This is a genomic window from Clostridium sp. 29_15 (assembly GCF_001916075.1).
GTDB lineage: Bacteria > Bacillota > Clostridia > Clostridiales > Clostridiaceae > Clostridium > Clostridium lentum.
Map to the genome: position 1 here is coordinate 1 of NZ_MNRT01000021.1, position 24,536 is coordinate 24,536.

Consider the following 24,536-nt stretch of genomic DNA (forward strand, 5'->3'; position numbering starts at 1 on the left):
AGTTGCTATGGATGAAGGATTAAGATTTGCCATCAGAGAAGGTGGAAGAACTGTAGGTTCAGGAGTTGTTACTAAAGTTTTAGGATAATTCCTACTTTAGAATAGCTTAACTATCTTAATTACTAAAATAACAAATTTAACTTTTAAATAAATTTTATAGCGCTAAATAAATGTGATCGCAATAAAAAAAGAGAGTAAAGGGACGCCTTTGCTTTCTTTTTTTTATATATTATAAGAAAATAATCAATTAAATGAAGTAAATAGAAAAAAGTAAATGTTTAATATATTAATAATTGGGAAAGTTAAAAATAAGAGTAATATAAGGTTAAATTTAAAATAAAAAATATGTTGAAAAAAGCAATAAATCCATATAGAATTATAAGTAACAACTGACGAAAAAATAATTAAAGTTTTTAAAAAGCATTGAAAAAATTAATCAAAAAGGCGAAAAAAAAGTCTTGATTAACATATATAAACATAGTATAATAAAGAAGTTGTGTAGCATAATGCGATGAATCAAGAGGTTGCCGGACTTCCGGGGTATTCTTGAGGAGCTAGTCAGGATCTAGAATCCGACGGCAGTAGTGTGCTATATGTTTAGGTGTGATACACCTGGAACAGTTTACAGAACAGCTACTGTTGTGCGTTAGAAGTAAAGCGTACATGAAAAGGAGGGAAACCAGAATGTCAAAACAAAAAATAAGAATCAGATTAAAAGCTTTTGATCACACTATATTAGATCAATCAGCTGAAAAAATTGTTGAAACAGCTAAATCTACAGGTGCAAAGGTTGCAGGTCCAATACCTCTACCAACTGAGAAAGATGTTGTTACAATATTAAGAGCTGTACATAAGTACAAAGACTCTAGAGAACAATTCGAAATAAGAACACACAAGAGATTAATCGATATAGTTAATCCATCACCTAAGACAGTTGATGCTTTAATGAGATTAAACTTACCAGCAGGTGTTGATATCGAAATAAAGCTTTAATTTAAATAATTAAATAAACAGTTTGAACGGTTATGATTGCTAAGCAATCCGCTAATTCGTTTGGGAGGTGTAAATACATGAAAAAAGCTATAATAGGTAAAAAAATTGGTATGACTCAAATTTTCGATGAAAATGGAAGAGTTATTCCTGTAACTGTAGTAGAAGCTGGTCCATGTGTTGTTGTTCAAAAGAAAACTATCGAAAAAGATGGTTATGAAGCAATACAAGTAGGATTTGGCGATGTTAGAGAAAAATTAGTTAACAGCCCAAGAAAAGGTCACTTTGCTAAAGCTGGTGTTTCTTTAAGAAGAACTTTAAAGGAATTCAGATTAGAAAATGCTAACGAATATGAAGTAGGTCAAGAAATAACTGCTGATGTTTTCGTTGCAGGAGATAAAGTAGACGTATCAGGAGTTTCTAAAGGAAAGGGATTCCAAGGGGTTATCAAGAGATGGAATGCTAACAGAGGACCAATGTCACACGGTTCTAAGTTCCACAGAGCAGTAGGTTCAATGGGAGCTTCTTCTGATCCATCAAAAACTTTCAAAAACAAAAAAATGCCAGGGCATATGGGAGCTAAAAACACTACTGTATTAAACTTAGAAGTTGTTAAAGTAATAGCTGAAAAGAACTTAATATTAGTTAAGGGTGGTATCCCAGGAGCTAACAAGAGCACTGTTGTTATAAGAAACGCAGTTAAAGCTTAATTTCTTTAGAAAGGAGGAAACAGAATGCCTAAGTTAGGATTATTTAACATAGAAGCAAAGCAAGTTGGAGAAATCCAATTAAATGATAATATATTTGCTGCAGAAGTAAATGCAGACGCAATGCACCAAGTAGTTGTTGCATTATTAGCTAACAAGAGACAAGGAACTCAATCAGCTAAAACAAGAGCTGAGGTTAGAGGAGGCGGAATCAAGCCTTGGAGACAAAAAGGAACTGGTAGAGCTAGACAAGGTTCTATAAGAGCACCTCAATGGATCAAAGGTGGAGTTGTATTCGCACCAAAGCCAAGAAGCTACAGAATGTCTATCCCTAAATCAATGAGAAGAGTTGCTATGTTATCAGCATTAACAAGCAAAGTTCAAAATGATGAAATGATAGTATTAGAAAGCTTAGTAATGGATGCTCCAAAAACTAAGACTGTAGTTGGAATGTTAAACGCATTCGAAGCTAAGAAAACATTAATCGTTACTGCTGAATCAAACGAAGCAGTATATAAATCAGCTAGAAACATTGAAGGTGTTACAGTTATGCCTGTAAACAACATCAACGTTTATGATTTATTAAAATATCCAAAAGTTATAATGACTAAGGATGCTGTATCAAAAATCGAGGAGGTGTACGCATAATGAGAATGACAAGCCACGATATAATCAGAAAGCCTGTTATAACTGAAAAGAGTATGGCAGCAATGGCTGAAAATAAGTACACTTTCATAGTTCATATGAGCGCTAACAAAGTTCAAATAAAAAGAGCTGTAGAAGAAGTTTTCGGTGTTAAAGTTGAAAAAGTTCAAACAGTTAGAACTATGGGAAAAACTAAGAGAATGGGCGTACATGTTGGAAAGAGAGCTGACCAAAAGAAAGCTATCGTAACATTAGCTAAAGACAGCAAAGCTATTGAATTCTTTGAAGGAATGCAATAATAATAAAGCGCAGTATTGGTATTAAACCAGATAAGCTTAAAGAAGGAGGGAATTAGCATGGCAGTTAAAAAGTTTAGACCTACTACACCATCAAGAAGACAAATGACAATGGCTACATTTGATGAAATAACAACAAATTCACCAGAAAAGTCACTTCTTGTTTCTTTAAAGAAAACTGGTGGTAGAAATGCACAAGGTAAAATAACTGTTAGACACCACGGTGGTGGAGCTAAGAGAAAATACAGAATAATAGATTTCAAGAGAAATAAGGATGGTATTCCAGCAAAAGTTGCTACTATAGAATATGATCCAAACAGAACAGCTTACATTGCGTTAGTTGTTTATGCAGATGGGGAAAAGAGATACATACTTGCTCCAGTAGGATTAAAAGTTGGAGATGTAGTTGTTTCTGGACCAGAAGCAGATATCAAACCAGGTAATGCATTACCATTAAAGAACATGCCAGTTGGTACAGTAGTTCACAACATTGAATTACAAGCTGGTAAAGGTGGTCAAATGGTAAGATCTGCAGGTACTTCAGCTCAATTAATGGCTAAAGAAGGTAACTATGCAACATTAAGATTACCATCAGGTGAAATGAGATATGTAAGAATCGAATGTAGAGCTACAATCGGTACAGTTTCTAACACTACTAACGATATCATCAATATTGGTAAAGCTGGTAGAAAGAGACATATGGGATGGAGACCTACAGTTAGAGGTTCTGTAATGAACCCTTGCGATCACCCTCATGGTGGTGGTGAAGGTAGATCACCAATCGGTAGACCAAGTCCAGTTACTCCATGGGGTAAACCAGCACTTGGATACAAGACTAGAAAGAATAAGAAATATTCTGATAGATTCATAATAAAGAGAAGAAATAGTAAGTAATTTGAAGAGAAGATAAATTCTCTTCAAGCTTACTAGCCACAAATTATGAAGGGAGGCCAATTATAATGAGTAGATCAATAAAGAAGGGACCTTTCGTTAAAGAAAGTCTTTTAAAGAAGATAGAAGAAATGAATGCTAATGGTGAAAATAAAGTTGTTAAGACTTGGTCAAGAAGTTCAACAATTTTCCCACAAATGATCGGTCATACAATAGCTGTACACGACGGTAGAAAGCACGTTCCAGTTTATATAAGTGAAGATATGGTTGGACACAAGTTAGGTGAGTTTGCTTTAACTAGAACATACAGAGGACACGATTACGACGAAAAAGCATCAAGAAAGAGAAAGTAATCTTTGAAAGGAGGAACATCAATGGAAGCTAGAGCTATAGCTAAATATGTGAGAATGTCTCCAATGAAAGTAGGAGTAGTTCTTGATTTAATAAGAGGAAAAAACGTTAACGAAGCTTTTGCGATATTACAATATACTCCAAAAGAAGCTGCAGTAGTAATAAACAAAGTTTTAAAATCAGCAGTTGCTAATGCAGAAAACAATCATGACTTAAACGTTGAAAACCTATATGTTGCAGAAACATTTGTAGGTGCTGGTCCAACTTTAAAGAGATTCAGACCAATGGATCACGGTAAAGCGTTCAGAATCAACAAGAGAACAAGTCATATTACGGTAGTAGTTAAAGAAAGAGCATAATTAGAAGAAGGAGGGAAAACAAGTGGGTCAAAAAGTAAATCCTCACGGACTTAGAGTAGGAGTTATCAAAGGTTGGGATGCAAAATGGTATGCTGATAAGAAGACATTTGCTGACAACTTAGTTGAAGATAACAAAATAAGAGAATTCGTAAAGAAAGAACTTTTCTCAGCTGGTATCGCTAAGATTGAAATCGAAAGATCAGCTAAGAGAATTAAATTAAACATCCACACTGCTAAACCAGGTGTAGTAATTGGTAAAGGCGGAGCTGGAATTGAAGCTTTAAAAGCTAAATTAGCTAAAATAGTTGATGGAAAGAACATCTTAATTAACATTGTTGAAGTTAAGAATGCAGAAGCTAATGCACAATTAGTTGCTGAAAACATAGCTGCACAATTAGAAAAAAGAGTATCTTTCAGAAGAGCTATGAAACAAAGCATCCAAAGAGCTATGAAATTAGGAGCTAGAGGTGTTAAAACAGCTTGTTCAGGTAGATTAGGTGGAGCTGAAATGGCTAGAACTGAACAATATCATGAAGGAACAATCCCACTACAAACTTTAAGAGCTGATATCGACTATGGATTTGCTGAAGCAAATACAACATACGGTAAGATAGGTGTTAAAGTATGGGTTTATAATGGAGAAGTTCTTCCTACAAAAAAAGTTGAAAAGAAGGAAGAAGTTGAAGCATAAGAAAGGAGGAATTAGACTATGTTAATGCCTAAAAGAGTTAAGCATCGTAAGGTACAACGTGGTAGAATGAAAGGGAAAGCTACTAGAGGTAACTTCCTTGCATACGGAGATTATGGTATTCAAGCACAAACTTGTGGATGGATCACTAGTAATCAAATAGAATCTGCCAGAATTGCTATAAACAGATACATTAGAAGAGGTGGAAAACTTTGGATAAAGATTTTCCCAGATAAGCCAGTAACTGAGAAACCAGCTGAAACAAGAATGGGTTCAGGTAAAGGTTCACCAGAATATTGGGTAGCAGTAGTTAAACCAGGTAGAGTATTATTCGAATTATCTGGAGTTAATGAAGAAGTTGCAAGAGAAGCAATGAGACTTGCATCACACAAGCTTCCTGTAAAGTGTAAATTCGTTACAAGAAGAGATTTTGAGGAAATGGGTGGTGAAGAATAATGAAGGCTAGAGACCTAAAAGAGTTAAGAACAAGCAATTCTCAAGATTTAAAAGTTAAGTTAAATGACCTTAAAGCTGAATTATTCAACTTAAGATTCCAATTAGCTACTGGACAATTAGAAAATCCTATGAGAATAAGAGAAGTTAAAAAATCTATAGCCCAAATCAAAACCATCATAAGAGAAGAAGAGATCAGGGCATTTGAACAGTAAATCTGGAAGGAGGTAGCCCCTAATGGAAAGAGGACTAAGAAAGAAAAGATTAGGTAGAGTTGTTTCTGATAAAATGGATAAGACTATCGTAGTTGCTGTTGAAACTAAGGTTAGACATCCATTATACGGAAAAACTATGAATACTACTACTAAATTCAAAGCTCATGATGAAAATAATGAAGCTAAAATGAATGATAGAGTTGTAATAATGGAAACTAGACCATTATCTAAAGATAAGAGATGGAGACTTGTTGAAATAGTTGAAAGAGCTAAATAGGCTTTAAAACTGAAAGGAGGGTAATTCAATGATACAACAACAAACCTTACTAAACGTAGCTGATAACTCAGGTGCTAAAGAAATCATGTGTATCAGAGTATTAGGCGGATCAAAGAGAAAGTTCGGTAACATTGGAGATGTAATAGTAGCTAGCGTTAAAAAGGCAACACCAGGCGGAGTTGTTAAAAAAGGTGACGTAGTTAAAGCTGTTATAGTTAGATCTGTAAGAGGATTAAGAAGAGCTGACGGTTCATACATCAAATTTGATGAAAACGCAGCAGTAATAATAAAAGATGATAAGCAACCAAGAGGAACTCGTATCTTCGGGCCAGTTGCTAGGGAGCTAAGAGATAGAGAATTTAACAAAATATTATCATTAGCACCTGAAGTTCTATAATAAGGAGGTGGCTCATTTGAAGTTACATGTTAGAAAGAATGACACAGTTGTAGTTATTTCAGGTAAAGATCAAGGTAAAACTGGTGAAGTTTTAAAAGTATATCCAAAGACTGGAAAAGTTCTAGTACAAGGAGTTAATATAGTTAAGAAACACCAAAAACCTAACAGAGCAAACGCTCAAGGTGGAATAATAGAAAAAGAAGGAGCTATATACAGCTCAAAAGTTATGTTATACTGCACAAAATGCAAAAACGCTACAAGAATTAGCAACAAAATCTTAGAAGATGGTACTAAGGTTAGAGTTTGTAAGAAGTGCGGAGAAACATTCTAATTTCTGAAAGGAGGCACTATAAATGACACCAAGACTTCAAGAAAAGTATAAAAACGAAGTAGTTCAAGCTATGGTTGAAAAGTTCGGATACAAAAATATCATGGAAGTTCCAAAGCTTGAAAAAATAGTTATAAACATGGGAGTTGGAGAAGCTAAAGATAACCAAAAGATTTTAGAATCTGCGGTTAATGATTTAACTTTAATCTCAGGACAAAAACCTATCTTAACAAGAGCAAAGAAATCAGTTGCTAACTTTAAGATCAGAGAAAACATGGCATTAGGATGCAAAGTTACTTTAAGAGGAGCTAAGATGTTTGAATTCGCTGATAAGCTTATGTCAATAGCTCTTCCAAGAGTAAGAGATTTCAGAGGAGTTTCTGATAGAGCATTCGATGGAAGAGGAAACTATTCTTTAGGAATTAAAGAACAATTAATATTCCCAGAAATTGAATACGATAAGATCGATAAGGTTAGAGGGATGGATATAATCTTCGTAACAACAGCTAAAACTGACGAAGAAGCAAGAGAATTATTAAGATTCCTTGGTATGCCATTCGCTCAATAATAAGGAGGGAAAACTGTGGCACGTAAAGCTATTATTGAAAAGTGGAGCAAGACTCCTAAATATAAAACAAGAGCTTATACAAGATGCAGATTATGTGGAAGACCACATTCAGTATTAAAGAAGTTTGGTATTTGCCGTATATGCTTTAGAGAACTTGCTTACAAGGGTGAAATCCCTGGTTGCAAGAAAGCAAGCTGGTAAGAACTTAAACGACTGAAAGGAGGCAAAATAAATGGTTATGACAGATCCTATCGCAGATTTGCTAACACGTATCAGAAATGCAAATTCTGTAAGACATGAAGTAGTAGAAGTTCCTTCTTCAAACGTAAAGAAGGCTATTGCAAATATATTATTACAAGAGGGATACATTAAAGAAATCGAGGAATACAACGATGGTGTAGTTCCAATGATGAGAATATCTCTTAAATATGGAGCAAACAAAGAAAGAGTTATAACTGGTATTAAGAGAATATCTAAGCCAGGTCTAAGAGTTTACTGCAAGAAGGATGAAGTTCCAAGAGTTCTTAATGGATTAGGAATTGCTGTAGTTTCAACTTCTAAAGGTTTAGTTGTAGACAGAGAAGCTAGAAAAATGGGCTTAGGCGGAGAAGTTATCTGCTACGTATGGTAGTAATTAATTCAGAAATTAACTTTATATAGATTATTATAGATATACAATTAAAACAGGAGGTGCGATTATGTCAAGAGTAGGTAGATTACCAATAGCTATCCCAGCTGGTGTTACTGTAACAGTTGACGAAGCTAACGTTGTTACTGTAAAAGGACCAAAGGGTCAATTAGTTAAAGCTATGGACAAAGACATGAATATTGCAGTTGAAGACAACCAAGTAGTTGTAACTAGACCTAGTGATGTTAAAGAGCACAGAGCTCTTCACGGATTAACTAGAGCTCTTATCAATAACATGGTTACTGGAGTTGAAAAGGGATACTCAAAAACTCTAGAATTAGTTGGTGTTGGTTACAGAGCACAATTACAAGGAAAGAAACTTGTAATGAACTTAGGATTTTCACATCCAGTTGAAATAGAACCAATCGAAGGAATTACTTTCGAAACACCTGCTGCTACTAAAGTAGTTGTATCAGGTATCGATAAGGAATTAGTTGGAGCGGCTGCTGCTGATATCAGAAAATGGAGAAAACCTGAACCATACAAAGGTAAGGGAATCAAGTTTGAAGGTGAAGTAATCAGACGTAAAGAAGGAAAAACTGGTAAGAAATAATTAGGAAGGAGTGAACCAATATGTTTAAAAAGGCAGACAAAAAGGCTTTAAGAGCAAAACGTCACCTTAGAGTACGTAAAAAGATTTCTGGTACTCCTGAAAGACCAAGACTTTCAGTATATAGAAGTGAAAAAAATATATATGCTCAAATAATAGACGATGTTAATGCTGTAACATTAGTATCAGCTTCTACTGTAGATAAAGAGTTAAAAGTAAATGCTGGTGGAAACAAAGAAGCAGCTAAAATGATCGGTGAAGCTGTAGCTAAGAGAGCTTTAGATAAAGGTATTACTGAAGTTGTATTTGACAGAGGTGGATACGTATATCACGGAAGAGTTCAAGCTTTAGCTGAAGCAGCTAGAGAAGCAGGCTTAAAATTCTAATAGAACGAGGAGGGAACGCAATGAGAATCGATCCTAGCACACTAGACCTTAAAGAAAAGGTTGTTTATATAAACAGAGTTACTAAGGTTGTTAAGGGTGGTAGAAACTTCAGATTCAGCGCACTAGTAGTTGTTGGTGATGAGAACGGACACGTTGGTGTTGGAACTGGTAAATCAATCGAAATCCCAGAAGCAATCAAAAAAGGTATCGAAGACGCTAAGAAAAACATGGTTAGCGTTGCTATAGTTGGAACAACAGTTCCTCACGAAATATATGGTAGATTTGGAACTGGTAAAGTTTTAATCATGCCAGCTAAAGAAGGTACAGGAGTTATCGCTGGTGGACCAGCAAGAGCTGTATTAGAATTAGCAGGGTTAAAGGACGTTAGAGCTAAGTCTTTAGGTTCAAACAACCCAAGAAACATGGTAAATGCTACAATTAATGGTTTAGCAAGCTTAAGAACAGCTGAGGATATAGCTAAGTTAAGAGGCAAAACTGTTGAAGAGATATTAGGTTAGGAGGTATCACGCAATGGCAAAGATAAAGGTTACTTTAGTTAAAAGCTTAATAGGCAGAAAGAAAGACCATATCGCTACTGCAAACGCTCTTGGTCTAAAAAAGATCGGAAAGACAGTAGAGCATGAGCTTACTCCTCAAATAAAAGGTATGATCGATAAAGTAAACTACTTATTAAAAGTAGAAGAAGTATAATATAACGAGGAGGTGTTTTTAGAATGAAACTTCATGAGTTAAAACCTGCAGCAGGTAGTAAAAAAGCTCCTAAAAGAGTTGGTAGAGGTACTGGTTCAGGATTAGGAAGAAATGCTGGTAAAGGTGAAAAAGGACAAAACGCTAGATCTGGTGGTGGAGTTAGACCTGGATTCGAAGGTGGTCAAATGCCATTATACAGAAGACTTCCAAAGAGAGGATTCACAAATATCTTCGCTAAGAAGTATGTTTCAATAAATGTTGATAGATTAAACATTTTTGAAAATGGAACAGTTGTTACTCCAGAATTATTACTTGAAACAAGAGTTATAAGTAAAGTATTAGATGGTGTTAAAATATTAGGAAATGGGACTATAGATAAAAGCCTAACGGTTCAAGGATGTAAATTCTCAAAATCAGCGGCTGAAAAGATCGAGGCAGCTGGAGGAAAAGTTGAGGTGATTTAGTATGCTATCAACCCTACGTAATGCCTGGAAGGTTCCGGAATTAAGAAAAAGGTTCTTATGGACGATTTTTCTAGTTGCAATTTTCAGGATTGGGATACATATTCCAGTTCCTGGGATTGACACTAGTGCCTTGAGCACATTAACTGAATCCGGTGGATTATTAAGTTTTTATAACTTAATATCAGGTGGAGCTTTCACGAAAGCTAGTATATTAGCTTTAAGTGTATCGCCTTACATCAACGCTTCAATCATAATGCAATTATTAACAATTGCAATACCTTCATTAGAACAATTATCTAAGGAAGGTGAAGAAGGAAGAAAGAAGATCCAAAGCATTACTAGATATGTATCTATAGGGATTGCTTGCGTATTAGCTTTAGGTGTTTATTCAACTATTGCTAATTTAGGTGCAACTAGTGGAGTAGGAACACCTGAAAAAATAGTAATAATATTCTCACTAGTAGTTGGATCAACTTTCTGTATGTGGCTTGGTGACCAAATCACACAAAAAGGATTTGGAAATGGTGTTTCAATCTTAATATTTGTAAATATAGTATCTCAGATACCTTCAACTGTTAATTCGGTTTATACCCTAAAGACAGCAGGAGAGATATCTATAATTGAAATATTATTATTCTTAGTTGGAGTGATTGCCCTTTTAGCAGTTACAATATTCTTCTCATTAGCAGAAAGAAGAGTGCCAATTCAATATGCTGGTAAAGCTGTTGGTTCAAAAGTAATGAAAGGCCAATCAACACATATACCACTAAGTATAATAGGATCTGCAGTTATTGCTATAATATTTGCAATGTCAGTAATGATGTTCCCAACAACAATTGCTGCTTTCTTCCCTTCAAAGGGATGGGCTAGCTGGATTACTAGCAGTAAGTACAGTATTTTCAATACAGGTACTTGGATGTATCCGGTTTGTTATTCAGTATTAACTATTTTCTTTACATGGTTCTATACTCAAATAACATTTAAACCAGATGAAATGGCTGAAAATCTTCATAAGTCAGCAGGATTTGTTCCTGGTATAAGACCTGGAGAAGCTACAGAAAAGTATTTTGAAAATCTACTTACTAAAGTATCTATAATTGGAGGGTTATTTGCAGCGTTTTTAGCAGTAACACCAATATTAGTTGGAAAATATATATCAGGAGTTCAGTTCGGTGGAACATCTTTATTAATAATAATTGGGGTTGCACTAGATTTTTCTAGACAATTAGACTCACAATTAGTGATGAGACACTATGATGGATTCTTAAAATAGATTAATAATGGAGATGATGCCGGTGAAAATCGTATTGTTAGGTCCTCCAGGGGCTGGAAAAGGAACACAGGCAAAATCAATTAGTAATAGATACTCTATACCACATATTTCTACTGGGGATATCTTTAGAAAAAATATTTCTGAAGCAACCCCTTTAGGAATTGAAGCTAAAGGATATATGGATAAGGGACTTTTAGTTCCTGATGAAGTAACTATTAACATGGTTAAAGATAGATTAACTTGGGAAGACTGTAAAAACGGTTATCTTTTAGACGGGTTTCCAAGAACTGTTGCACAAGCAGAAGCCCTTGAAACATTCTTAGATTCAAGAGATGAAAATATAGATACAGCTTTATTAATTGATGTACCTATGGAATTTATACTTGAAAGAATGACAGGAAGAAGAGTTTGTGGATCATGTGGAGCTAGTTACCACGTGAAATTCAACCCAACTAAGGTTGAAGGAATATGTGATGTATGCGGAAGCGAAGTAGTTCAAAGAAAAGATGATAGAGAAGATACGGTTAGGGAAAGACTAGACGTATATGAAAGACAAACACAACCACTGATTGATTTTTACAAAGAAAAAAATCTACTTTCTACGGTAGATGGAACAAAAGCTATTAACGAAGTATTTAATGATATTTGTGAATTATTCGGGAGAGTTGATTAATGATCATTATTAAAAATGATAAAGAAATCGACCTAATGAGGAAAGCTGGTAAAATAGTAGCGGAAACGCTTCTAGTGGTTGAGAAAAACATAAAGCCAGGCATAACTACTGCCGAATTAGATAGGATAGCAGAAGAATTTATAACTAAGCATGGGGCAAAACCTTCATTTAAAGGGCTCTATGGATTTCCTGCATCACTATGCATATCTGTTAATGAGCAAGTAGTTCATGGAATACCAGGAAGGTATGTATTAAAAGAAGGAGATATTGTTAGTGTAGATTGTGGAGCTATTATTGATGGCTATCACGGAGATGCTGCAAGAACCTTCGCTGTTGGAAATATTTCAGAAGAAGCACAAAAGCTTATTGAAGTAACTAAAGAAAGTTTTTTCAAAGGTTTAGAAGCTGCAAAAGTAGGAAATAATCTAACTGATATTTCAAATGAAATACAAAAATATATTGAGGCTTCAGGGTTCTCTGTTGTAAGAGATTTCGTTGGGCATGGAATTGGAAAAGATCTTCATGAAGATCCAGAGGTTCCAAACTTCGGAAGACCAGGCCGAGGTCCAAAATTAGTGACTGGTATGGCTCTAGCTATTGAACCTATGGTTAACGTAGGAAGTCATAGAGTTAAAACATTAGGTGATGATTGGACAGTTATCACCAGTGATAAAAGTCTATCAGCACATTATGAAAATACAGTCATAATTTTACCAGATGGACCAGAGATACTAACACTAGTTAAATAAGTGTTGCTTAGTTATAAATTCGCATGAAACCATATGGTGTCTTGTAAATTTATGGCTAAGGTAATCATCGAGGTGAAAAGTTTGCAAAACAATGACTTAATTGGAAAACTTGTTATTTCAAATTCAGGTAGGGATAAAAATCAAATGTATGTCATAGTAGATAATATAGATGATAATTATTACCTATTGAGCAATGGAAAAACAAAGACAATTCAGATGCCGAAAAAAAAGAAGATAAAACATTTTGATGTTTTAGAAGATGCTGAAGATCATATTAAAACTGCTCTAGCAGCTAAAGATAAAGGCACTGATTTAAAGATTAAGAGATTTTTAAAGCTTAAAGGCATTGTTAAGGAGGGTTGATTACCTTATGTCAAAAGATGATGTAATAGAAATGCAAGGTGTAGTTTTAGAAGCTTTACCTAATGCAATGTTTCAAGTTGAGTTAGAAAGTGGTCATAAAATACTAGCTCACATATCAGGAAAATTAAGAATGAACTTCATAAGAATTCTTCCGGGAGATAAAGTAACAATAGAGCTTTCTCCATATGACCTAACAAGAGGAAGAATTACTTGGAGAGCAAAATAAGGTGTGAAGTCACCATAAATTACACAAGGAGGGTTAGCGATGAAAGTAAGACCATCAGTTAAGCCTATTTGCGAAAAGTGCAAGATTATAAGAAGAAAAGGAAAAGTAATGGTTATCTGTGAAAATCCTAAGCACAAGCAAAAACAAGGCTAATATAATTAAGTATTAGGCAAATATATTTTTACAAATATTAATATATTGACTTTTATTACAAATTTCAATATTATTATATAGGCAATATTTAAGTCGATAATTTTAGGTGCGGCTGCAATAGTAATTGCAATTAGTTATCTATTAACCTAAAATTCATTATAAATTATTTAATAAATAATTGCATTCCAACTTATCAGGAGGTGTAAATCAATGGCAAGAATTTCAGGAGTTGACCTACCAAGAGAAAAAAGAGTTGAGATAGGTCTAACATATATATACGGTATAGGATTATCTACTTCTCAAAAGATTTTAGCTGAAACTGGAGTAAACCCAGACACTAGAGTTAAAGATCTTACTGAAGAAGAAGTTAATGCAATCAGAAACTTCGTTAAGAATATTACAGTTGAAGGTGACTTAAGAAGAGAAGTTGCTTTAAACATAAAGAGATTAGTTGAAATCGGATGTTACAGAGGAATAAGACATAGAAAAGGTCTTCCAGTTAGAGGACAAAAGACTAAGACTAATGCTAGAACTAGAAAAGGTCCTAAGAAGACAATCGCAAACAAGAAGAAATAGTGAGGAGGGATTTCAATGGCTCAAAAAGTTAAAAAGACTAGAAGAAGAAAAGAAAGAAAGAATGTTGAACATGGTGCTGCACACATCAAATCAACTTTCAATAACTCAATAGTTACTTTAACTGATGCAGCAGGAAATGCTTTATCATGGTCAAGTGCTGGAGCTTTAGGTTTCAGAGGATCAAGAAAGAGTACTCCATTCGCATCACAAATGGCAGCAGAAACTGCAGCTAAAGCGGCTATGGAACACGGTCTAAAGAGTATAGAAGTATACGTTAAGGGACCAGGTGCTGGAAGAGAAGCAGCTATAAGATCTTTACAAGCTGCTGGATTAGAAGTAACTTTAATAAAAGATGTTACTCCAATTCCACACAACGGATGTAGACCACCAAAAAGAAGAAGAGTTTAGTTTATATATAAGTTCAACAGGAGGTGTAACGAATGGCAAGATATACTGGAGCTACATGTAGATTATGTAGAAGAGAAGGTCAAAAGCTATTCCTTAAGGGAGATAGATGCTTTACTGATAAATGTGCTTTCGTTAGAAGAAGCTATGCACCAGGACAACATGGAGCAGCTAAGAAAAAGATGTCTAACTACGGAGTTCAATTAAGAGAAAAGCAAAAAGCAAGAAGAATATACGGTGTTTTAGAGAGACAATTTAGAGCATACTATGAAAAAGCTGAACACATGAAAGGTATCAGCGGTGAAAACTTACTTAAATTATTAGAAATGAGATTAGATAACGTTGTTTACAGATTAGGATACGGTGCTTCAAGAAACGAAGCTAGACAATTAGTAACACACGGTCATTTCTTAGTAAATGGTAAAAAAGTTGATATTCCATCATTCAAGGTATCAGTTAACGATGTTATATCTGTTTGTGAAAAGAGCAGAGGAACTGAAAAGTTCAAGACATTTGTTGAAAACCCAAAAACATTACCAAAATGGTTAGAAGCTAACGTTGAAAACTATGAAGGTAAAGTTGTTGCTGAACCAGCTAGAGAAGACATTGATGTACCAATTAATGAAACTCTAATCGTTGAGTTATACAGCAAATAAAATCTAACTTTGTAAAATAAGATCTAGTCTTAAGTGCAATTTTAGAATCAGTTGCCCTCATAATTAGATTGCCATTTTAATATAAGGAGGGTTTTTAAATGTTAGAAATCGAAAAGCCAATAATAGAGTGCATTGAATCAAATGAAGATGGTACTTATGGTAAGTATGTAGTTGAACCACTTGAAAGAGGATATGGAATTACACTTGGAAATGCTATGAGAAGAATATTACTTTCATCACTTCCAGGTGTAGCAACTACATCTGTTAAAATCGATACAGTACTTCATGAATTCTCAACTGTACAAGGCGTTAAAGAAGATGTTACAGAATTAATTCTTAACATCAAATCATTAGCGTTAACAATGGAAGGTGAAGGACCAAAGACTATCTATATAGATGCTCAAGGTCCAGGTGTAGTAACAGGAGCTGACATTAAGACAGACGGAGATGTTGAAGTTATTAATAAAGACCTACATATAGCGACTTTAGATGATAACGGAAAACTATATATGGAGTTAACAGTAAACAGAGGAAGAGGATATGTTACTCAAAATAAAAATAAGAGTGAATCATTACCACTTTCAGCTATAGCTGTTGATTCAATATATACTCCAGTTAAAAGAGTTAATTTCACAGTAGAGAATACTAGAGTTGGTCAAATTACTGACTATGATAAGTTAACTTTAGAAATCTGGACTAATGGTACTATTAAAATAGATGAAGCTATAAGCTTATCTGCTAAAATTTTAATAGAACACTTCAAGTTATTCATGTCCTTAGGCGTTGCGACTAATGATGTTGAAATAATGATAGAAAAAGAAGAAGATAAAAAGGAAAAAGTACTAGAAATGACTGTTGAAGAGCTAGATCTTTCAGTTAGATCATATAACTGTTTAAAGAGAGCTGGTATTAATACAGTTCAAGAGCTTGCTGGTAAATCAATGGATGACATGATGAAGGTAAGAAATCTAGGAAAGAAATCCTTAGAAGAAGTTGAAAGAAAGCTTAAAGAATTAGGTTTAAGCTTAAAATTAAGCGACGAGTAAGGAGGAAGATCCATGGCAGGTTATCGTAAGTTAGGTCTTGCTACAGACCAAAGAAGAGCTATGTTAAGAAGCTTAGTAACAAGCTTTTTAAAGCACGGAAGAATAGAAACTACTGAAACTAGAGCTAAAGAAACTAGAAGTATAGCTGAAAAAATGATCACTCTTGCAAAAAGAGGAGATCTTCACGCTAGAAGACAAGTTTTATCTTATGTTTTAGAAGAAGAAGTTGTTAAGACATTATTCGAAGAAATCGCACCAAAGTATGCTGAAAGAAATGGTGGATACACTAGAATAATTAAAAAAGGCCCTAGAAGAGGGGACGGAGCAGAAGTTGTTATACTTGAATTAGTATAATTTCTTTTAGGGGGGATTAAGTGTTAAGCTTAATCCCTCTTTTTTTTTATAAATATTATGTAAAAGCTTATAATATTATAGAAAATAATGTATACTTAAATTTAATAAGTTAGCTTATAAAGAAAATAAAAGCACTATAGGTTTTTATATGATATTTAATGATTAAAAGGGAGGAAAATGCTTGAATACAATGATTGAATGTAGAAATTTAGTTTTTAAATATACAGCTAGTGAAAACCAGGAAGAAAAGATTGCCATAAATGATGTAAATCTTCAAATAACAGAGGGTGAATTTATTGCTATATTAGGACATAATGGTTCGGGAAAATCTACTATGGCAAAACATATGAATGCATTGTTGATTCCTACCGATGGAAAAATGTTAGTAAATAAAATGGATACTTCTGATATGAATAACTTATGGAATATAAGGGAAACAGCTGGAATGGTTTTTCAAAATCCAGATAATCAATTAGTAGCAACTATAGTAGAAGAAGATGTTGCTTTTGGACCAGAAAACTTAGGTGTACCACCAGAAGAAATAAGAAAAAGAGTTGATGAGGCTTTAGAGAGGGTTGGAATGTCAGAGTATAAAAAGCATGCACCACATTTGCTTTCTGGTGGACAAAAGCAGAGAATAGCCATAGCAGGCATCTTAGCTATGCAACCTAAATGTATAATATTTGATGAGCCAACAGCAATGCTTGATCCATCAGGTAGAAAAGAAGTACTTGATACTATTATTGATTTAAATAGAAATTATGGAATTACAGTAATACTTATAACTCATTATATGGATGAAGCAGCTAAGGCTGATAGAATAGTTGTGATGGATAAAGGAAAGTTGATTTTAGATGGAAAGCCACGAGATGTTTTCTCTAATGTAGAAAAGATGAAAAATATAGGGCTAGATGTTCCTCAAGTAACAGAATTAAGCTATGAGTTGCAAAAAGTAGGAATTAATATAGATACTAGAATATTAGATGTGAATGAGATGGTGAATGCAATATGTCAATTAAAATAGAAAATTTAACATATGTTTATATGCCAAAGACACCTTTTGAAAAAAAGGCTTTAGATAATGTAAGTTTAGAAATAGAAGATGGAGAGTTTTTAGCAGTAATCGGACATACTGGTTCAGGAAAATCTACCTTAATACAACATTTAAATGGGCTTTTAAAGCCAGCCAGTGGAAAGATTTATGTTGATAGAACTGATATAACTGATAAAGATACTAAGCTAGTTGATATTAGAAAAAAAGTTGGGTTAGTATTTCAATATCCAGAATATCAGCTTTTCGAAGAAACTATTGCTAAAGATATTGCTTATGGACCAACCAATTTAGGGTTAAATGAAGATGAAATATTAAGAAGAGTTAAAAAATCTATGGAAATGGTAGGTTTGGATTATGATGAGTATAAAGATATTTCTCCGTTTGAACTTAGTGGAGGGCAGAAGAGAAGAGTAGCCATTGCAGGAGTAATTGCTATGGAACCCAATGTGCTGATATTAGATGAACCTACAGCAGGTTTGGATCCAGCAGGGAGAGATGATATATTAGAGCAGATAAAATTTCTGCATGAAAAATATAATATGACAATAATTCTTGTGAGCCATAGTATGGAGGATGTAGGAAAGTTAGCAGAGAAGATCATTGTAATGAATGATGGACATATAGAGCTTCAAGGAAAACCAAAAGAGGTATTTAGGGAAATAGATACTTTAGAAAGAATAGGTTTAGCAGTGCCTCAAGTAACGTATTTAATGAGAGAGTTAAAGAGAAAAGGCTTTAATGTATCAGAAGATATTTTTACTGTGGAAAAAGCTAAAAGTGAATTATTAAATATATTATTAAAAAATAAGTAATGGAAAGAGAGAGTTAGTATGATAAAAGATATTACCATAGGCCAATATATACCTGGCGAATCTTTTGTGCATAAGCTTGACCCAAGAACCAAGATATTAATATCTATTTTGTTTATTATATCGCTTTTTGTGGTAGATAAATTTGCAGCATATTCTTTTGTAGTTGCTTTTTTAGTATTAGTTATCTGCACAGCAAGGATACCATTTAGATTTGTATATAAAGGTCTTAAACCAGTATTCCTATTAATTGCCTTAACAGGTGCCTTAAACTTATTTATGGTAAAGGGAGGAGAGCTTTTATTCAGTTTTGGTTTTATTAAAATATATGAGCTAGGACTTAGAACTGCTGTATTTATGGCAATAAGATTAATTTTGTTAATAATGGGTACGTCTATATTAACATTAACTACATCGCCAATAGAACTTACAGATGGGATAGAAAGGCTTCTAAGACCTATAGGAAAAGAAATAGCCCATGAATTAGCAATGATGATGACCATTGCCTTAAGATTTATACCAACATTGATGGATGAAACTGATAAGATAATGAAAGCTCAAAAAGCTAGAGGAGCTGATTTTGAAACAGGAAACATTCTACAGAAGGCTAAAAACTTAATACCATTATTGATTCCTTTATTTATTAGTTCCTTTAAAAGAGCTGATGAGCTAGCTATGGCTATGGAAGCAAGATGTTATAGAGGTGGAGTTGGTAGAACCAGAATGAAGGTATTAAAATTCACTTCTAAGGATGTAATTGCTTTTGCATTATTTTCCATAGTATTTGCTAGTATTATAGCAACAAGAATTTTATTATAAATTTTTAATATTAAAATAAAAAAGGTGATAGTTTAGTGAAAAATATAAAACTGATAATAGAGTATGATGGTACTAATTATTATGGATGGCAGAAGCAAAATGATAAGGTCACTATACAAGGAACTCTTGAAGAGGCGGTAAGGAATCTTACTAAGGAAGAAAATGAGATACTTGGATGCTCCAGAACTGATTCTGGAGTACATGCCAGAGGATTTGTGGCAACATTTAAGACAGAGAGTACAGTACCACCCCATAAGTTTAGAGAAGCAATTAATTATAGATTGCCAGATGATATAGTGATTCTTAGCTCTGAAGAAGTTTCTGAAGATTTTCATCCAAGATATTTGGCGAAGGGAAAGACATATGAATATACCATATATAATAATTTAGTGCCAACAGCATTAAATAGGTTATATTCATATCATTATAAATATTCTTTAAATATTGAAGTAATGAAGAATGCTTGTCACTTCTTTAAGGGAACTCATGATTTTAAAGCTTTTAGAAGTGAAGGAAGTTCTGTTAAGACAACTGTAAGAACCATATATGATGTAAATATTAAAATTGATGGAGATTTTATTAAGATTTCTGTTTCTGGTGATGGTTTTTTATATAATATGGTTAGAATAATAGTAGGCACTTTAATTAACGTTGGAAGAGGAAAAATTACACCAGAGGATATTGAAAAAATTATATTAGGAAGAGATCGAAAAGCCGCTGGAGATTGTGTTCCTGCGAAAGGATTAAAGCTAACTGAAGTTTATTATTAAAAATAAAAAAAAATGTTGACACGCCCGTAAGCGTGTATTATAATTTATTTTGTTTGTTAGATTATTTATGTACGTAAGATCCAATTAGACCTGGGTCTTAACATAAATGCAAAGCTCGAAAGAGCAAAGCGATATAATGTAAGTTCAGGGAGGGAAAAACATGAAATCATACATTGCTAAGGCACAAGAAGTTGAAAAGAAATGGTTTGTTGTTGACGCTGCTGGTAAGCCACTAGGAAGAGTTGCTAGCCAAGTTGCTTCAATATTAAGAGGAAAACATAAACCAACATTTACACCAAATGTTGATTGCGGAGATCACGTAATAGTTATCAATGCAGAAAAAGTTGTTTTAACTGGTAAGAAGTTAGATCAAAAATTCATGAGAAAATACAGCGGATACGTTGGAGGACTTAAAGAAGTTCCTTACAGAGAAGTATTAGCTAAGAAGCCAGAACTAGCTTTCGAAGAAGCTGTTAGAAGAATGCTTCCATCAGGAGTTTTAGGAAGAAAGCAACTTAAAAACTTAGTAGTATATAGAGGTGCTGAGCACAATCATGAAGCTCAAAAACCAGAAGTACTTGAATTAAAGTACTAATATACAATCGGGAGGAGGAATAAATTATGGCAAAAGTTCAATATATGGGAACTGGTAGAAGAAAGAAATCAGTTGCTAGAGTAAGACTAGTACCAGGAACTGGTAAAGTAGTTATAAACAACAGAGAAATAGAAAACTTCTTTGGTTTAGAAACTTTAAGAATGATCGTTAACCAACCATTAGTATTAACAGGAACTAAAGACAGATTTGACGTTTTAGTAAATGTACACGGTGGTGGATTCACTGGTCAAGCAGGAGCAATAAGACACGGAATCACAAGAGCTTTAATTAAGTCAGATGAAAGTCTTAAATCAGAATTAAAGAAAGCTGGATTTGTAACAAGAGATCCAAGAATGAAAGAAAGAAAGAAATACGGTCTTAAGAAAGCAAGAAGAGCTCCACAATTCTCTAAGAGATAGTATATTCTTTTTGCAAAAAAAAGAGAGGTTCAGCCTCTCTTTTTTTAGTATTTAATAATATATAAAGAAAATTAAAATATTATTACCCAAAATATGAAATATTAAATTCATGTTAAAAACAGAGCAAATTCCTTAACAAATATTAAAAAATATAGTAAACTAGCCTTGAGAAAATAATCGTTTATTATAGAAATAAAAAGTAGAGGAGAGTCTAACTTGGATACAATAATGGTTATAATTAGTTTATTAGGCGGTCTTGGGTTATTCATATATGGTATGAAAATCATGGGAGATGGTCTTGAAAACGCAGCAGGAGAAGGGTTAAAAAATATACTAGAAAAAGTTACTAAAAATCCTATAATTGCTGTAGTTGTTGGTGCCATAGTTACAGCAGTAATTCAAAGTAGTAGTGCAACAACAGTTATGGTAGTAGGTTTCGTTAATGCTGGTTTAATGAATTTAGCACAAGCAGCTGGAATAATTATGGGGGCCAATATAGGGACAACCATTACAGCACAATTAGTAGCGTTTAAACTTACAGATATAGCACCTTTATTTGTTTTTGGTGGTGCAATGATTGTAATGTTTGCAAAGATGAAAAAGAAAAAGGAAATTGGGAATATTATTTTAGGATTTGGTATTTTATTCATCGGTATGGGAATGATGAGTGAATCTATGGAACCTTTAAGAGAATCAGCAATGTTCCAAAAGGTATTATTAACTATTTCAGATAAATGGTACTTAGGAGTTATTGCCGGAGCATTAATTACTGCCGTATTACAAAGTTCATCAGCAACAACTGGTATATTAGTTGCTTTAGCCAATGCAGGAGCGATTTCAATAGCAGGAGCATTACCAATAGTACTTGGATGTAATATAGGTACATGTATAACAGCTATGTTATCAACAGTTGGAACAAATAAAACTGCTCATAGAGCAGCTATGATGCATTTAATATTTAATGTAACAGGTACAGTGATATTTTTACCGTTATTAGCTACAGGATTATTAGCTGACATAGTTTCATATATGTCACCAGTAGTAAGTAAACAAATAGCTAATGCACATACAATATTTAATATTACAAATACAATAATTATGGTTCCGCTAATACCTTTATTGATTAAGGTAGTTACTTGGATTATACCAGGTGAAGATGAAGATGAAAAACAAGGACCTAAGTATATTGATGATAGATTATTAGAAACACCAGTAATTGCAGCTGGACAAGTAATAAAAGAAACTATTAGAATGGCCACAAAAGCTAAAAAAGGTTTAGTTTTATCAATGGATGCATTTAAGAAGAATGATGAAGCATTAGTTCAAAAAGTTTATGAAAATGAAAAAATTATAAATATATTAGAAGAATCAATAACTACATATTTAGTTAAGCTTTCTAAATGTGAATTATCAGATAAAGAAAAAAATATAGTAGCGGCTACATTCCACATAGTAAATGATATTGAAAGAATAGGGGATCATGCTGAAAACTTAGCTGATTTAACATTACAAAAAATAAATAAATCATTAGAGTATTCTAAGGATGCAATGGAAGAGCTAGATAGTATTTATTCGTCAACTTTGGAAGCTTTAGATATAGCAATTGAAAGTTATGAAAATAGAAATGTTAATAAAGCAAAAAGCATAGTTGATGTTGAAGCTAAAATTGATAAAAAACAAAAAAGCTTTAGAGAACGTCATATAAGAAGATTATATGATGGAAGATGTAATGCATATACAGGGGCTATATTCTTAGATATATTAAGTAATTTAGAGAGAATTGGAGATCATTCAACAAATATAGCTGAAAGTGTTATTGAAAATAATTAATTATAAAGACTAGAGGAAAAATACCTCTGGTCTTTTTTTAGTTGGAATAATAAAAGTGGTTTTAAACATAATAAAAATGAGAAATAAAAGGTATGGAGGATAAGTATGAAAAAATTTATATTGGCTTTTATAGGTGTATTTTTAATTCTTTCAAGTACTATACCAATAAAGGCAGAAGAATTAAATGAAAAGATAATCTTGATAGATCCAGGGCATGGAGGAATTGATGGGGGAGCAATATCTAAAAATGGTACTGTGGAAAAAGATATTAATTTGGACATAGCCTTAAAGCTTAGAGAAAGTTTAGAAGATAAAGGCTACAAAGTATTTATGACTAGAGAGTGTGATAGGGGCTTATATGAAAAGGGGAAAAGCATTAAGGAAAAGAAAAGAGAAGATTTAAAAAAGAGGGCATCTTTAAAAGTTGAAACTAATTGTGATATTTTTATTTCTATCCATGAAAATATGTTTCCTCAAGCAAAATGCTTTGGTGCACAAGTATGGTATGCATCTAATACTGATAGTGAAAAGCTAGCCAATATTGTACAAGATTCTATAAAAGTAGTAGTGAATGATGGTAATAAAAGAGTAGCTAAACCAGCAGGAGAAGCATATCTAATTTTAAGAGATAAATATGAAGGAGCATCTATATTAGTAGAATGTGGTTTTTTATCTAATAGTGATGAAGAAAGTAGATTGAAAACTGATGAACATCAGCAATTGTTAGTAGATGGAATTGTTAAAGGAATTGATGAATACTTTAGTAATGACAGTTCTACAAATGAAAAGAGTGAAGCAAGCTAAAATCAGTAAGGTTAATAATTGATAATTGATAATTGGGGAAAGTTCATAAGGACTTTCAATCTCAATTATCCATTATCAATTATAAATTTCTAATAAAAAATAGTAGCTTGTTCATTGAATATATATAATAAAATTTAAATATAAGGGGGAGTTTTATGAGAATTATAAATATAAAGGAGATAACAAAGACAGTTAAGGAATTATCCATAGAAGCTAATTATTATTTGCCTGATGATATAAAGGAAGCAATAGAAAAGGCAGAAAAAAATGAAAAATGGCCAATAGCAAATAATATCTTAAACAAGATAATAGAAAATAGTCATATAGCTGCTAGAGAAAAAATACCAATATGTCAAGACACAGGAATGGCTTGTGTATTTATTGATATTGGACAAGATGTTCATATAATAGGAGGAAATTTGGAAGAAGCAATTAATGAAGGAGTAAGACAGGGATATGAAGAAGGATTTTTAAGAAAATCAGTGGTTAAGGATCCATTACATAGGGTAAATACCAATGATAATACTCCGGCACTGATTTACTACAATATTGTACCAGGAGATAAAGTAAAAATAATGGTATCACCTAAAGGTTTTGGTTCAGAAAATATGAGCAGAATTATCATGTTGAAGCCATCTGATGGATTAGAGGGTGTAAAGAACTTTGTACTTGAAACAGTAAGAATTGCTGGGCCCAATCCATGTCCACCTATAGTAATAGGCATTGGTATAGGTGGCAACTTTGATAAAGTAGCATATCTTGCTAAAAAGGCTTTATTAAGATATGTTAATGAAAAAAATGTTGATGAGTTTTATGGCAATTTAGAAAAAGAGTTATTAGAAGAGGTAAATAAAATAGGTATTGGGCCTCAAGGATTTGGTGGAAAGACTACGGCATTAGCTTTAAATATAGAAACATATCCTACTCATATTGCAGGACTTCCAGTGGCAGTGAATATAAATTGTCATGCTACTAGGCATAAGGAAAGGATTTTATAG

Annotated in this window: 41 protein-coding genes and 1 pseudogene; all 42 read left to right on the plus strand. The window is 33.3% G+C overall.

Annotated elements, in window-relative coordinates; translation table 11 throughout:
• Nucleotides 1-88: pseudogene (locus BHW04_RS03165) on the plus strand (elongation factor Tu); the annotation flags it as partial.
• Between the two features lie 596 nt (nucleotides 89-684).
• Nucleotides 685-993, plus strand: coding sequence for a 30S ribosomal protein S10 (gene rpsJ, locus BHW04_RS03170; protein ID WP_022211980.1), 309 nt, complete (start codon nucleotides 685-687; stop codon nucleotides 991-993).
• 77 nt (nucleotides 994-1,070) lie between these two features.
• Nucleotides 1,071-1,700: a 50S ribosomal protein L3 gene (rplC, locus tag BHW04_RS03175; protein ID WP_022211981.1), complete on the plus strand. Its 630-nt coding sequence runs from the start codon at nucleotides 1,071-1,073 to the stop codon at nucleotides 1,698-1,700.
• Between the two features lie 24 nt (nucleotides 1,701-1,724).
• Nucleotides 1,725-2,345: a 50S ribosomal protein L4 gene (gene rplD / locus BHW04_RS03180; RefSeq protein WP_022211982.1), complete on the plus strand. Its 621-nt coding sequence runs from the start codon at nucleotides 1,725-1,727 to the stop codon at nucleotides 2,343-2,345.
• Nucleotides 2,345-2,641: a 50S ribosomal protein L23 gene (rplW, locus tag BHW04_RS03185; protein WP_022211983.1), complete on the plus strand. Its 297-nt coding sequence runs from the start codon at nucleotides 2,345-2,347 to the stop codon at nucleotides 2,639-2,641. Before rplD ends, rplW begins: the two co-directional genes overlap by 1 nt.
• 57 nt (nucleotides 2,642-2,698) lie before the next feature.
• Nucleotides 2,699-3,532, plus strand: a complete 834-nt coding sequence (gene rplB, locus BHW04_RS03190) for a 50S ribosomal protein L2 (protein ID WP_022211984.1) — start codon at nucleotides 2,699-2,701, stop codon at nucleotides 3,530-3,532.
• Nucleotides 3,533-3,597: 65 nt separating this feature from the next.
• Nucleotides 3,598-3,882 (plus strand): 30S ribosomal protein S19, encoded by a 285-nt coding sequence (rpsS, locus tag BHW04_RS03195; RefSeq protein WP_022211985.1) that lies wholly within the window; start codon nucleotides 3,598-3,600, stop codon nucleotides 3,880-3,882.
• Nucleotides 3,883-3,903: 21 nt separating this feature from the next.
• Entirely contained in the window at nucleotides 3,904-4,239 is a 336-nt protein-coding gene (gene rplV / locus BHW04_RS03200) for a 50S ribosomal protein L22 (protein WP_022211986.1), read from the plus strand.
• Nucleotides 4,240-4,261: 22 nt separating this feature from the next.
• Nucleotides 4,262-4,930: a 30S ribosomal protein S3 gene (gene rpsC, locus BHW04_RS03205; protein WP_022211987.1), complete on the plus strand. Its 669-nt coding sequence runs from the start codon at nucleotides 4,262-4,264 to the stop codon at nucleotides 4,928-4,930.
• A gap of 18 nt (nucleotides 4,931-4,948) precedes the next feature.
• Complete coding sequence (gene rplP / locus BHW04_RS03210; RefSeq protein WP_022211988.1) at nucleotides 4,949-5,383, plus strand: 50S ribosomal protein L16; 435 nt, start codon at nucleotides 4,949-4,951, stop codon at nucleotides 5,381-5,383.
• Entirely contained in the window at nucleotides 5,383-5,595 is a 213-nt protein-coding gene (gene rpmC / locus BHW04_RS03215) for a 50S ribosomal protein L29 (protein ID WP_022211989.1), read from the plus strand. The genes rplP and rpmC overlap by 1 nt, the downstream gene beginning before the upstream one ends.
• Before the next feature lie 22 nt (nucleotides 5,596-5,617).
• Entirely contained in the window at nucleotides 5,618-5,872 is a 255-nt protein-coding gene (gene rpsQ / locus BHW04_RS03220) for a 30S ribosomal protein S17 (protein ID WP_022211990.1), read from the plus strand.
• A 28-nt stretch (nucleotides 5,873-5,900) separates the two neighbouring features.
• Entirely contained in the window at nucleotides 5,901-6,269 is a 369-nt protein-coding gene (rplN, locus tag BHW04_RS03225; protein ID WP_022211991.1) for a 50S ribosomal protein L14, read from the plus strand.
• Between the two features lie 16 nt (nucleotides 6,270-6,285).
• Nucleotides 6,286-6,600: a 50S ribosomal protein L24 gene (gene rplX, locus BHW04_RS03230; RefSeq protein WP_022211992.1), complete on the plus strand. Its 315-nt coding sequence runs from the start codon at nucleotides 6,286-6,288 to the stop codon at nucleotides 6,598-6,600.
• 22 nt (nucleotides 6,601-6,622) lie between these two features.
• Nucleotides 6,623-7,165 (plus strand): 50S ribosomal protein L5, encoded by a 543-nt coding sequence (rplE, locus tag BHW04_RS03235; protein WP_022211993.1) that lies wholly within the window; start codon nucleotides 6,623-6,625, stop codon nucleotides 7,163-7,165.
• Nucleotides 7,166-7,180: 15 nt separating this feature from the next.
• Nucleotides 7,181-7,366, plus strand: coding sequence for a type Z 30S ribosomal protein S14 (locus BHW04_RS03240; RefSeq protein WP_186835304.1), 186 nt, complete (start codon nucleotides 7,181-7,183; stop codon nucleotides 7,364-7,366).
• Nucleotides 7,367-7,397: 31 nt separating this feature from the next.
• Nucleotides 7,398-7,796, plus strand: coding sequence for a 30S ribosomal protein S8 (gene rpsH / locus BHW04_RS03245; protein ID WP_022211994.1), 399 nt, complete (start codon nucleotides 7,398-7,400; stop codon nucleotides 7,794-7,796).
• A gap of 67 nt (nucleotides 7,797-7,863) precedes the next feature.
• Nucleotides 7,864-8,406 carry a 50S ribosomal protein L6 gene (gene rplF / locus BHW04_RS03250; protein ID WP_022211995.1) on the plus strand — a complete coding sequence of 181 codons (543 nt, stop codon included), beginning with the start codon at nucleotides 7,864-7,866 and terminating at the stop codon, nucleotides 8,404-8,406.
• 20 nt (nucleotides 8,407-8,426) lie between these two features.
• Entirely contained in the window at nucleotides 8,427-8,789 is a 363-nt protein-coding gene (rplR, locus tag BHW04_RS03255; RefSeq protein ID WP_022211996.1) for a 50S ribosomal protein L18, read from the plus strand.
• A gap of 20 nt (nucleotides 8,790-8,809) precedes the next feature.
• A complete protein-coding gene (rpsE, locus tag BHW04_RS03260) occupies nucleotides 8,810-9,307 on the plus strand; it encodes a 30S ribosomal protein S5 (protein ID WP_022211997.1) in 498 nt (165 codons plus the stop codon).
• Between the two features lie 13 nt (nucleotides 9,308-9,320).
• The gene (gene rpmD / locus BHW04_RS03265) at nucleotides 9,321-9,500 is read left to right on the plus strand and encodes a 50S ribosomal protein L30 (RefSeq protein WP_022166527.1); all 180 of its coding nucleotides are present in this window, start codon (nucleotides 9,321-9,323) and stop codon (nucleotides 9,498-9,500) included.
• A 23-nt stretch (nucleotides 9,501-9,523) separates the two neighbouring features.
• Nucleotides 9,524-9,964 carry a 50S ribosomal protein L15 gene (rplO, locus tag BHW04_RS03270; RefSeq protein WP_022211998.1) on the plus strand — a complete coding sequence of 147 codons (441 nt, stop codon included), beginning with the start codon at nucleotides 9,524-9,526 and terminating at the stop codon, nucleotides 9,962-9,964.
• Nucleotide 9,965: 1 nt separating this feature from the next.
• A complete protein-coding gene (gene secY, locus BHW04_RS03275; protein WP_022211999.1) occupies nucleotides 9,966-11,237 on the plus strand; it encodes a preprotein translocase subunit SecY in 1,272 nt (423 codons plus the stop codon).
• A gap of 22 nt (nucleotides 11,238-11,259) precedes the next feature.
• Nucleotides 11,260-11,910 carry an adenylate kinase gene (locus BHW04_RS03280; protein WP_186835305.1) on the plus strand — a complete coding sequence of 217 codons (651 nt, stop codon included), beginning with the start codon at nucleotides 11,260-11,262 and terminating at the stop codon, nucleotides 11,908-11,910.
• A complete protein-coding gene (map, locus tag BHW04_RS03285; protein ID WP_022212000.1) occupies nucleotides 11,910-12,659 on the plus strand; it encodes a type I methionyl aminopeptidase in 750 nt (249 codons plus the stop codon). Before BHW04_RS03280 ends, map begins: the two co-directional genes overlap by 1 nt.
• Before the next feature lie 81 nt (nucleotides 12,660-12,740).
• Nucleotides 12,741-13,022: a KOW domain-containing RNA-binding protein gene (locus BHW04_RS03290; protein ID WP_022212001.1), complete on the plus strand. Its 282-nt coding sequence runs from the start codon at nucleotides 12,741-12,743 to the stop codon at nucleotides 13,020-13,022.
• Between the two features lie 7 nt (nucleotides 13,023-13,029).
• Nucleotides 13,030-13,248 (plus strand): translation initiation factor IF-1, encoded by a 219-nt coding sequence (gene infA / locus BHW04_RS03295; protein ID WP_005212092.1) that lies wholly within the window; start codon nucleotides 13,030-13,032, stop codon nucleotides 13,246-13,248.
• Between the two features lie 39 nt (nucleotides 13,249-13,287).
• Nucleotides 13,288-13,401, plus strand: coding sequence for a 50S ribosomal protein L36 (gene rpmJ / locus BHW04_RS03300; RefSeq protein ID WP_016205879.1), 114 nt, complete (start codon nucleotides 13,288-13,290; stop codon nucleotides 13,399-13,401).
• A 210-nt stretch (nucleotides 13,402-13,611) separates the two neighbouring features.
• Nucleotides 13,612-13,977 (plus strand): 30S ribosomal protein S13, encoded by a 366-nt coding sequence (gene rpsM, locus BHW04_RS03305; RefSeq protein ID WP_022166532.1) that lies wholly within the window; start codon nucleotides 13,612-13,614, stop codon nucleotides 13,975-13,977.
• Between the two features lie 15 nt (nucleotides 13,978-13,992).
• Complete coding sequence (gene rpsK / locus BHW04_RS03310) at nucleotides 13,993-14,385, plus strand: 30S ribosomal protein S11 (RefSeq protein WP_022212002.1); 393 nt, start codon at nucleotides 13,993-13,995, stop codon at nucleotides 14,383-14,385.
• A 32-nt stretch (nucleotides 14,386-14,417) separates the two neighbouring features.
• The gene (rpsD, locus tag BHW04_RS03315) at nucleotides 14,418-15,038 is read left to right on the plus strand and encodes a 30S ribosomal protein S4 (RefSeq protein ID WP_022212003.1); all 621 of its coding nucleotides are present in this window, start codon (nucleotides 14,418-14,420) and stop codon (nucleotides 15,036-15,038) included.
• Nucleotides 15,039-15,136: 98 nt separating this feature from the next.
• A complete protein-coding gene (locus BHW04_RS03320) occupies nucleotides 15,137-16,084 on the plus strand; it encodes a DNA-directed RNA polymerase subunit alpha (protein WP_022166534.1) in 948 nt (315 codons plus the stop codon).
• A 12-nt stretch (nucleotides 16,085-16,096) separates the two neighbouring features.
• Nucleotides 16,097-16,438 carry a 50S ribosomal protein L17 gene (gene rplQ, locus BHW04_RS03325; RefSeq protein ID WP_022212004.1) on the plus strand — a complete coding sequence of 114 codons (342 nt, stop codon included), beginning with the start codon at nucleotides 16,097-16,099 and terminating at the stop codon, nucleotides 16,436-16,438.
• 190 nt (nucleotides 16,439-16,628) lie between these two features.
• A complete protein-coding gene (locus tag BHW04_RS03330; RefSeq protein WP_302622849.1) occupies nucleotides 16,629-17,462 on the plus strand; it encodes an energy-coupling factor transporter ATPase in 834 nt (277 codons plus the stop codon).
• Complete coding sequence (locus tag BHW04_RS03335; protein ID WP_302622847.1) at nucleotides 17,447-18,304, plus strand: energy-coupling factor transporter ATPase; 858 nt, start codon at nucleotides 17,447-17,449, stop codon at nucleotides 18,302-18,304. The genes BHW04_RS03330 and BHW04_RS03335 overlap by 16 nt, the downstream gene beginning before the upstream one ends.
• A gap of 18 nt (nucleotides 18,305-18,322) precedes the next feature.
• A complete protein-coding gene (locus tag BHW04_RS03340; RefSeq protein WP_302698881.1) occupies nucleotides 18,323-19,120 on the plus strand; it encodes an energy-coupling factor transporter transmembrane component T family protein in 798 nt (265 codons plus the stop codon).
• Nucleotides 19,121-19,155: 35 nt separating this feature from the next.
• Nucleotides 19,156-19,890, plus strand: coding sequence for a tRNA pseudouridine(38-40) synthase TruA (gene truA / locus BHW04_RS03345; protein WP_302698883.1), 735 nt, complete (start codon nucleotides 19,156-19,158; stop codon nucleotides 19,888-19,890).
• A 160-nt stretch (nucleotides 19,891-20,050) separates the two neighbouring features.
• On the plus strand, nucleotides 20,051-20,485 hold the full coding sequence (gene rplM / locus BHW04_RS03350) for a 50S ribosomal protein L13 (protein ID WP_022212009.1): 435 nt from the start codon (nucleotides 20,051-20,053) through the stop codon (nucleotides 20,483-20,485).
• A gap of 26 nt (nucleotides 20,486-20,511) precedes the next feature.
• Nucleotides 20,512-20,904 (plus strand): 30S ribosomal protein S9, encoded by a 393-nt coding sequence (gene rpsI / locus BHW04_RS03355; RefSeq protein ID WP_022212010.1) that lies wholly within the window; start codon nucleotides 20,512-20,514, stop codon nucleotides 20,902-20,904.
• Between the two features lie 228 nt (nucleotides 20,905-21,132).
• Nucleotides 21,133-22,734, plus strand: coding sequence for a Na/Pi cotransporter family protein (locus tag BHW04_RS03360; RefSeq protein WP_186835323.1), 1,602 nt, complete (start codon nucleotides 21,133-21,135; stop codon nucleotides 22,732-22,734).
• 105 nt (nucleotides 22,735-22,839) lie between these two features.
• The gene (gene cwlD / locus BHW04_RS03365; RefSeq protein WP_302698886.1) at nucleotides 22,840-23,538 is read left to right on the plus strand and encodes an N-acetylmuramoyl-L-alanine amidase CwlD; all 699 of its coding nucleotides are present in this window, start codon (nucleotides 22,840-22,842) and stop codon (nucleotides 23,536-23,538) included.
• A 155-nt stretch (nucleotides 23,539-23,693) separates the two neighbouring features.
• Nucleotides 23,694-24,536 carry a fumarate hydratase gene (locus tag BHW04_RS03370; protein ID WP_302630719.1) on the plus strand — a complete coding sequence of 281 codons (843 nt, stop codon included), beginning with the start codon at nucleotides 23,694-23,696 and terminating at the stop codon, nucleotides 24,534-24,536.

Coding starts and splice junctions, on each gene's coding strand:
- rpsE (WP_022211997.1), top strand. CDS start 8,810: ATGAGAATCGATCCTAGCACACTAGACCTTAAAGAAAAGGTTGTTTAT.
- rplC (WP_022211981.1), top strand. CDS start 1,071: ATGAAAAAAGCTATAATAGGTAAAAAAATTGGTATGACTCAAATTTTC.
- BHW04_RS03320 (WP_022166534.1), top strand. CDS start 15,137: ATGTTAGAAATCGAAAAGCCAATAATAGAGTGCATTGAATCAAATGAA.
- rplQ (WP_022212004.1), top strand. CDS start 16,097: ATGGCAGGTTATCGTAAGTTAGGTCTTGCTACAGACCAAAGAAGAGCT.
- cwlD (WP_302698886.1), top strand. CDS start 22,840: ATGAAAAAATTTATATTGGCTTTTATAGGTGTATTTTTAATTCTTTCA.
- BHW04_RS03330 (WP_302622849.1), top strand. CDS start 16,629: ATGATTGAATGTAGAAATTTAGTTTTTAAATATACAGCTAGTGAAAAC.
- map (WP_022212000.1), top strand. CDS start 11,910: ATGATCATTATTAAAAATGATAAAGAAATCGACCTAATGAGGAAAGCT.
- BHW04_RS03340 (WP_302698881.1), top strand. CDS start 18,323: ATGATAAAAGATATTACCATAGGCCAATATATACCTGGCGAATCTTTT.
- secY (WP_022211999.1), top strand. CDS start 9,966: ATGCTATCAACCCTACGTAATGCCTGGAAGGTTCCGGAATTAAGAAAA.
- rpsJ (WP_022211980.1), top strand. CDS start 685: ATGTCAAAACAAAAAATAAGAATCAGATTAAAAGCTTTTGATCACACT.
- rplP (WP_022211988.1), top strand. CDS start 4,949: ATGTTAATGCCTAAAAGAGTTAAGCATCGTAAGGTACAACGTGGTAGA.
- rplD (WP_022211982.1), top strand. CDS start 1,725: ATGCCTAAGTTAGGATTATTTAACATAGAAGCAAAGCAAGTTGGAGAA.
- rpsI (WP_022212010.1), top strand. CDS start 20,512: ATGGCAAAAGTTCAATATATGGGAACTGGTAGAAGAAAGAAATCAGTT.
- rpsK (WP_022212002.1), top strand. CDS start 13,993: ATGGCTCAAAAAGTTAAAAAGACTAGAAGAAGAAAAGAAAGAAAGAAT.
- rpmJ (WP_016205879.1), top strand. CDS start 13,288: ATGAAAGTAAGACCATCAGTTAAGCCTATTTGCGAAAAGTGCAAGATT.
- rplO (WP_022211998.1), top strand. CDS start 9,524: ATGAAACTTCATGAGTTAAAACCTGCAGCAGGTAGTAAAAAAGCTCCT.
- rpsM (WP_022166532.1), top strand. CDS start 13,612: ATGGCAAGAATTTCAGGAGTTGACCTACCAAGAGAAAAAAGAGTTGAG.
- rpmC (WP_022211989.1), top strand. CDS start 5,383: ATGAAGGCTAGAGACCTAAAAGAGTTAAGAACAAGCAATTCTCAAGAT.
- rpsH (WP_022211994.1), top strand. CDS start 7,398: ATGGTTATGACAGATCCTATCGCAGATTTGCTAACACGTATCAGAAAT.
- infA (WP_005212092.1), top strand. CDS start 13,030: ATGTCAAAAGATGATGTAATAGAAATGCAAGGTGTAGTTTTAGAAGCT.
- rpsD (WP_022212003.1), top strand. CDS start 14,418: ATGGCAAGATATACTGGAGCTACATGTAGATTATGTAGAAGAGAAGGT.
- rpsQ (WP_022211990.1), top strand. CDS start 5,618: ATGGAAAGAGGACTAAGAAAGAAAAGATTAGGTAGAGTTGTTTCTGAT.
- BHW04_RS03370 (WP_302630719.1), top strand. CDS start 23,694: ATGAGAATTATAAATATAAAGGAGATAACAAAGACAGTTAAGGAATTA.
- rplR (WP_022211996.1), top strand. CDS start 8,427: ATGTTTAAAAAGGCAGACAAAAAGGCTTTAAGAGCAAAACGTCACCTT.
- rplE (WP_022211993.1), top strand. CDS start 6,623: ATGACACCAAGACTTCAAGAAAAGTATAAAAACGAAGTAGTTCAAGCT.
- rplF (WP_022211995.1), top strand. CDS start 7,864: ATGTCAAGAGTAGGTAGATTACCAATAGCTATCCCAGCTGGTGTTACT.
- rplN (WP_022211991.1), top strand. CDS start 5,901: ATGATACAACAACAAACCTTACTAAACGTAGCTGATAACTCAGGTGCT.
- BHW04_RS03360 (WP_186835323.1), top strand. CDS start 21,133: ATGGTTATAATTAGTTTATTAGGCGGTCTTGGGTTATTCATATATGGT.
- rplV (WP_022211986.1), top strand. CDS start 3,904: ATGGAAGCTAGAGCTATAGCTAAATATGTGAGAATGTCTCCAATGAAA.
- rpsS (WP_022211985.1), top strand. CDS start 3,598: ATGAGTAGATCAATAAAGAAGGGACCTTTCGTTAAAGAAAGTCTTTTA.
- rplW (WP_022211983.1), top strand. CDS start 2,345: ATGAGAATGACAAGCCACGATATAATCAGAAAGCCTGTTATAACTGAA.
- BHW04_RS03335 (WP_302622847.1), top strand. CDS start 17,447: ATGTCAATTAAAATAGAAAATTTAACATATGTTTATATGCCAAAGACA.
- rplB (WP_022211984.1), top strand. CDS start 2,699: ATGGCAGTTAAAAAGTTTAGACCTACTACACCATCAAGAAGACAAATG.
- rplM (WP_022212009.1), top strand. CDS start 20,051: ATGAAATCATACATTGCTAAGGCACAAGAAGTTGAAAAGAAATGGTTT.
- rpmD (WP_022166527.1), top strand. CDS start 9,321: ATGGCAAAGATAAAGGTTACTTTAGTTAAAAGCTTAATAGGCAGAAAG.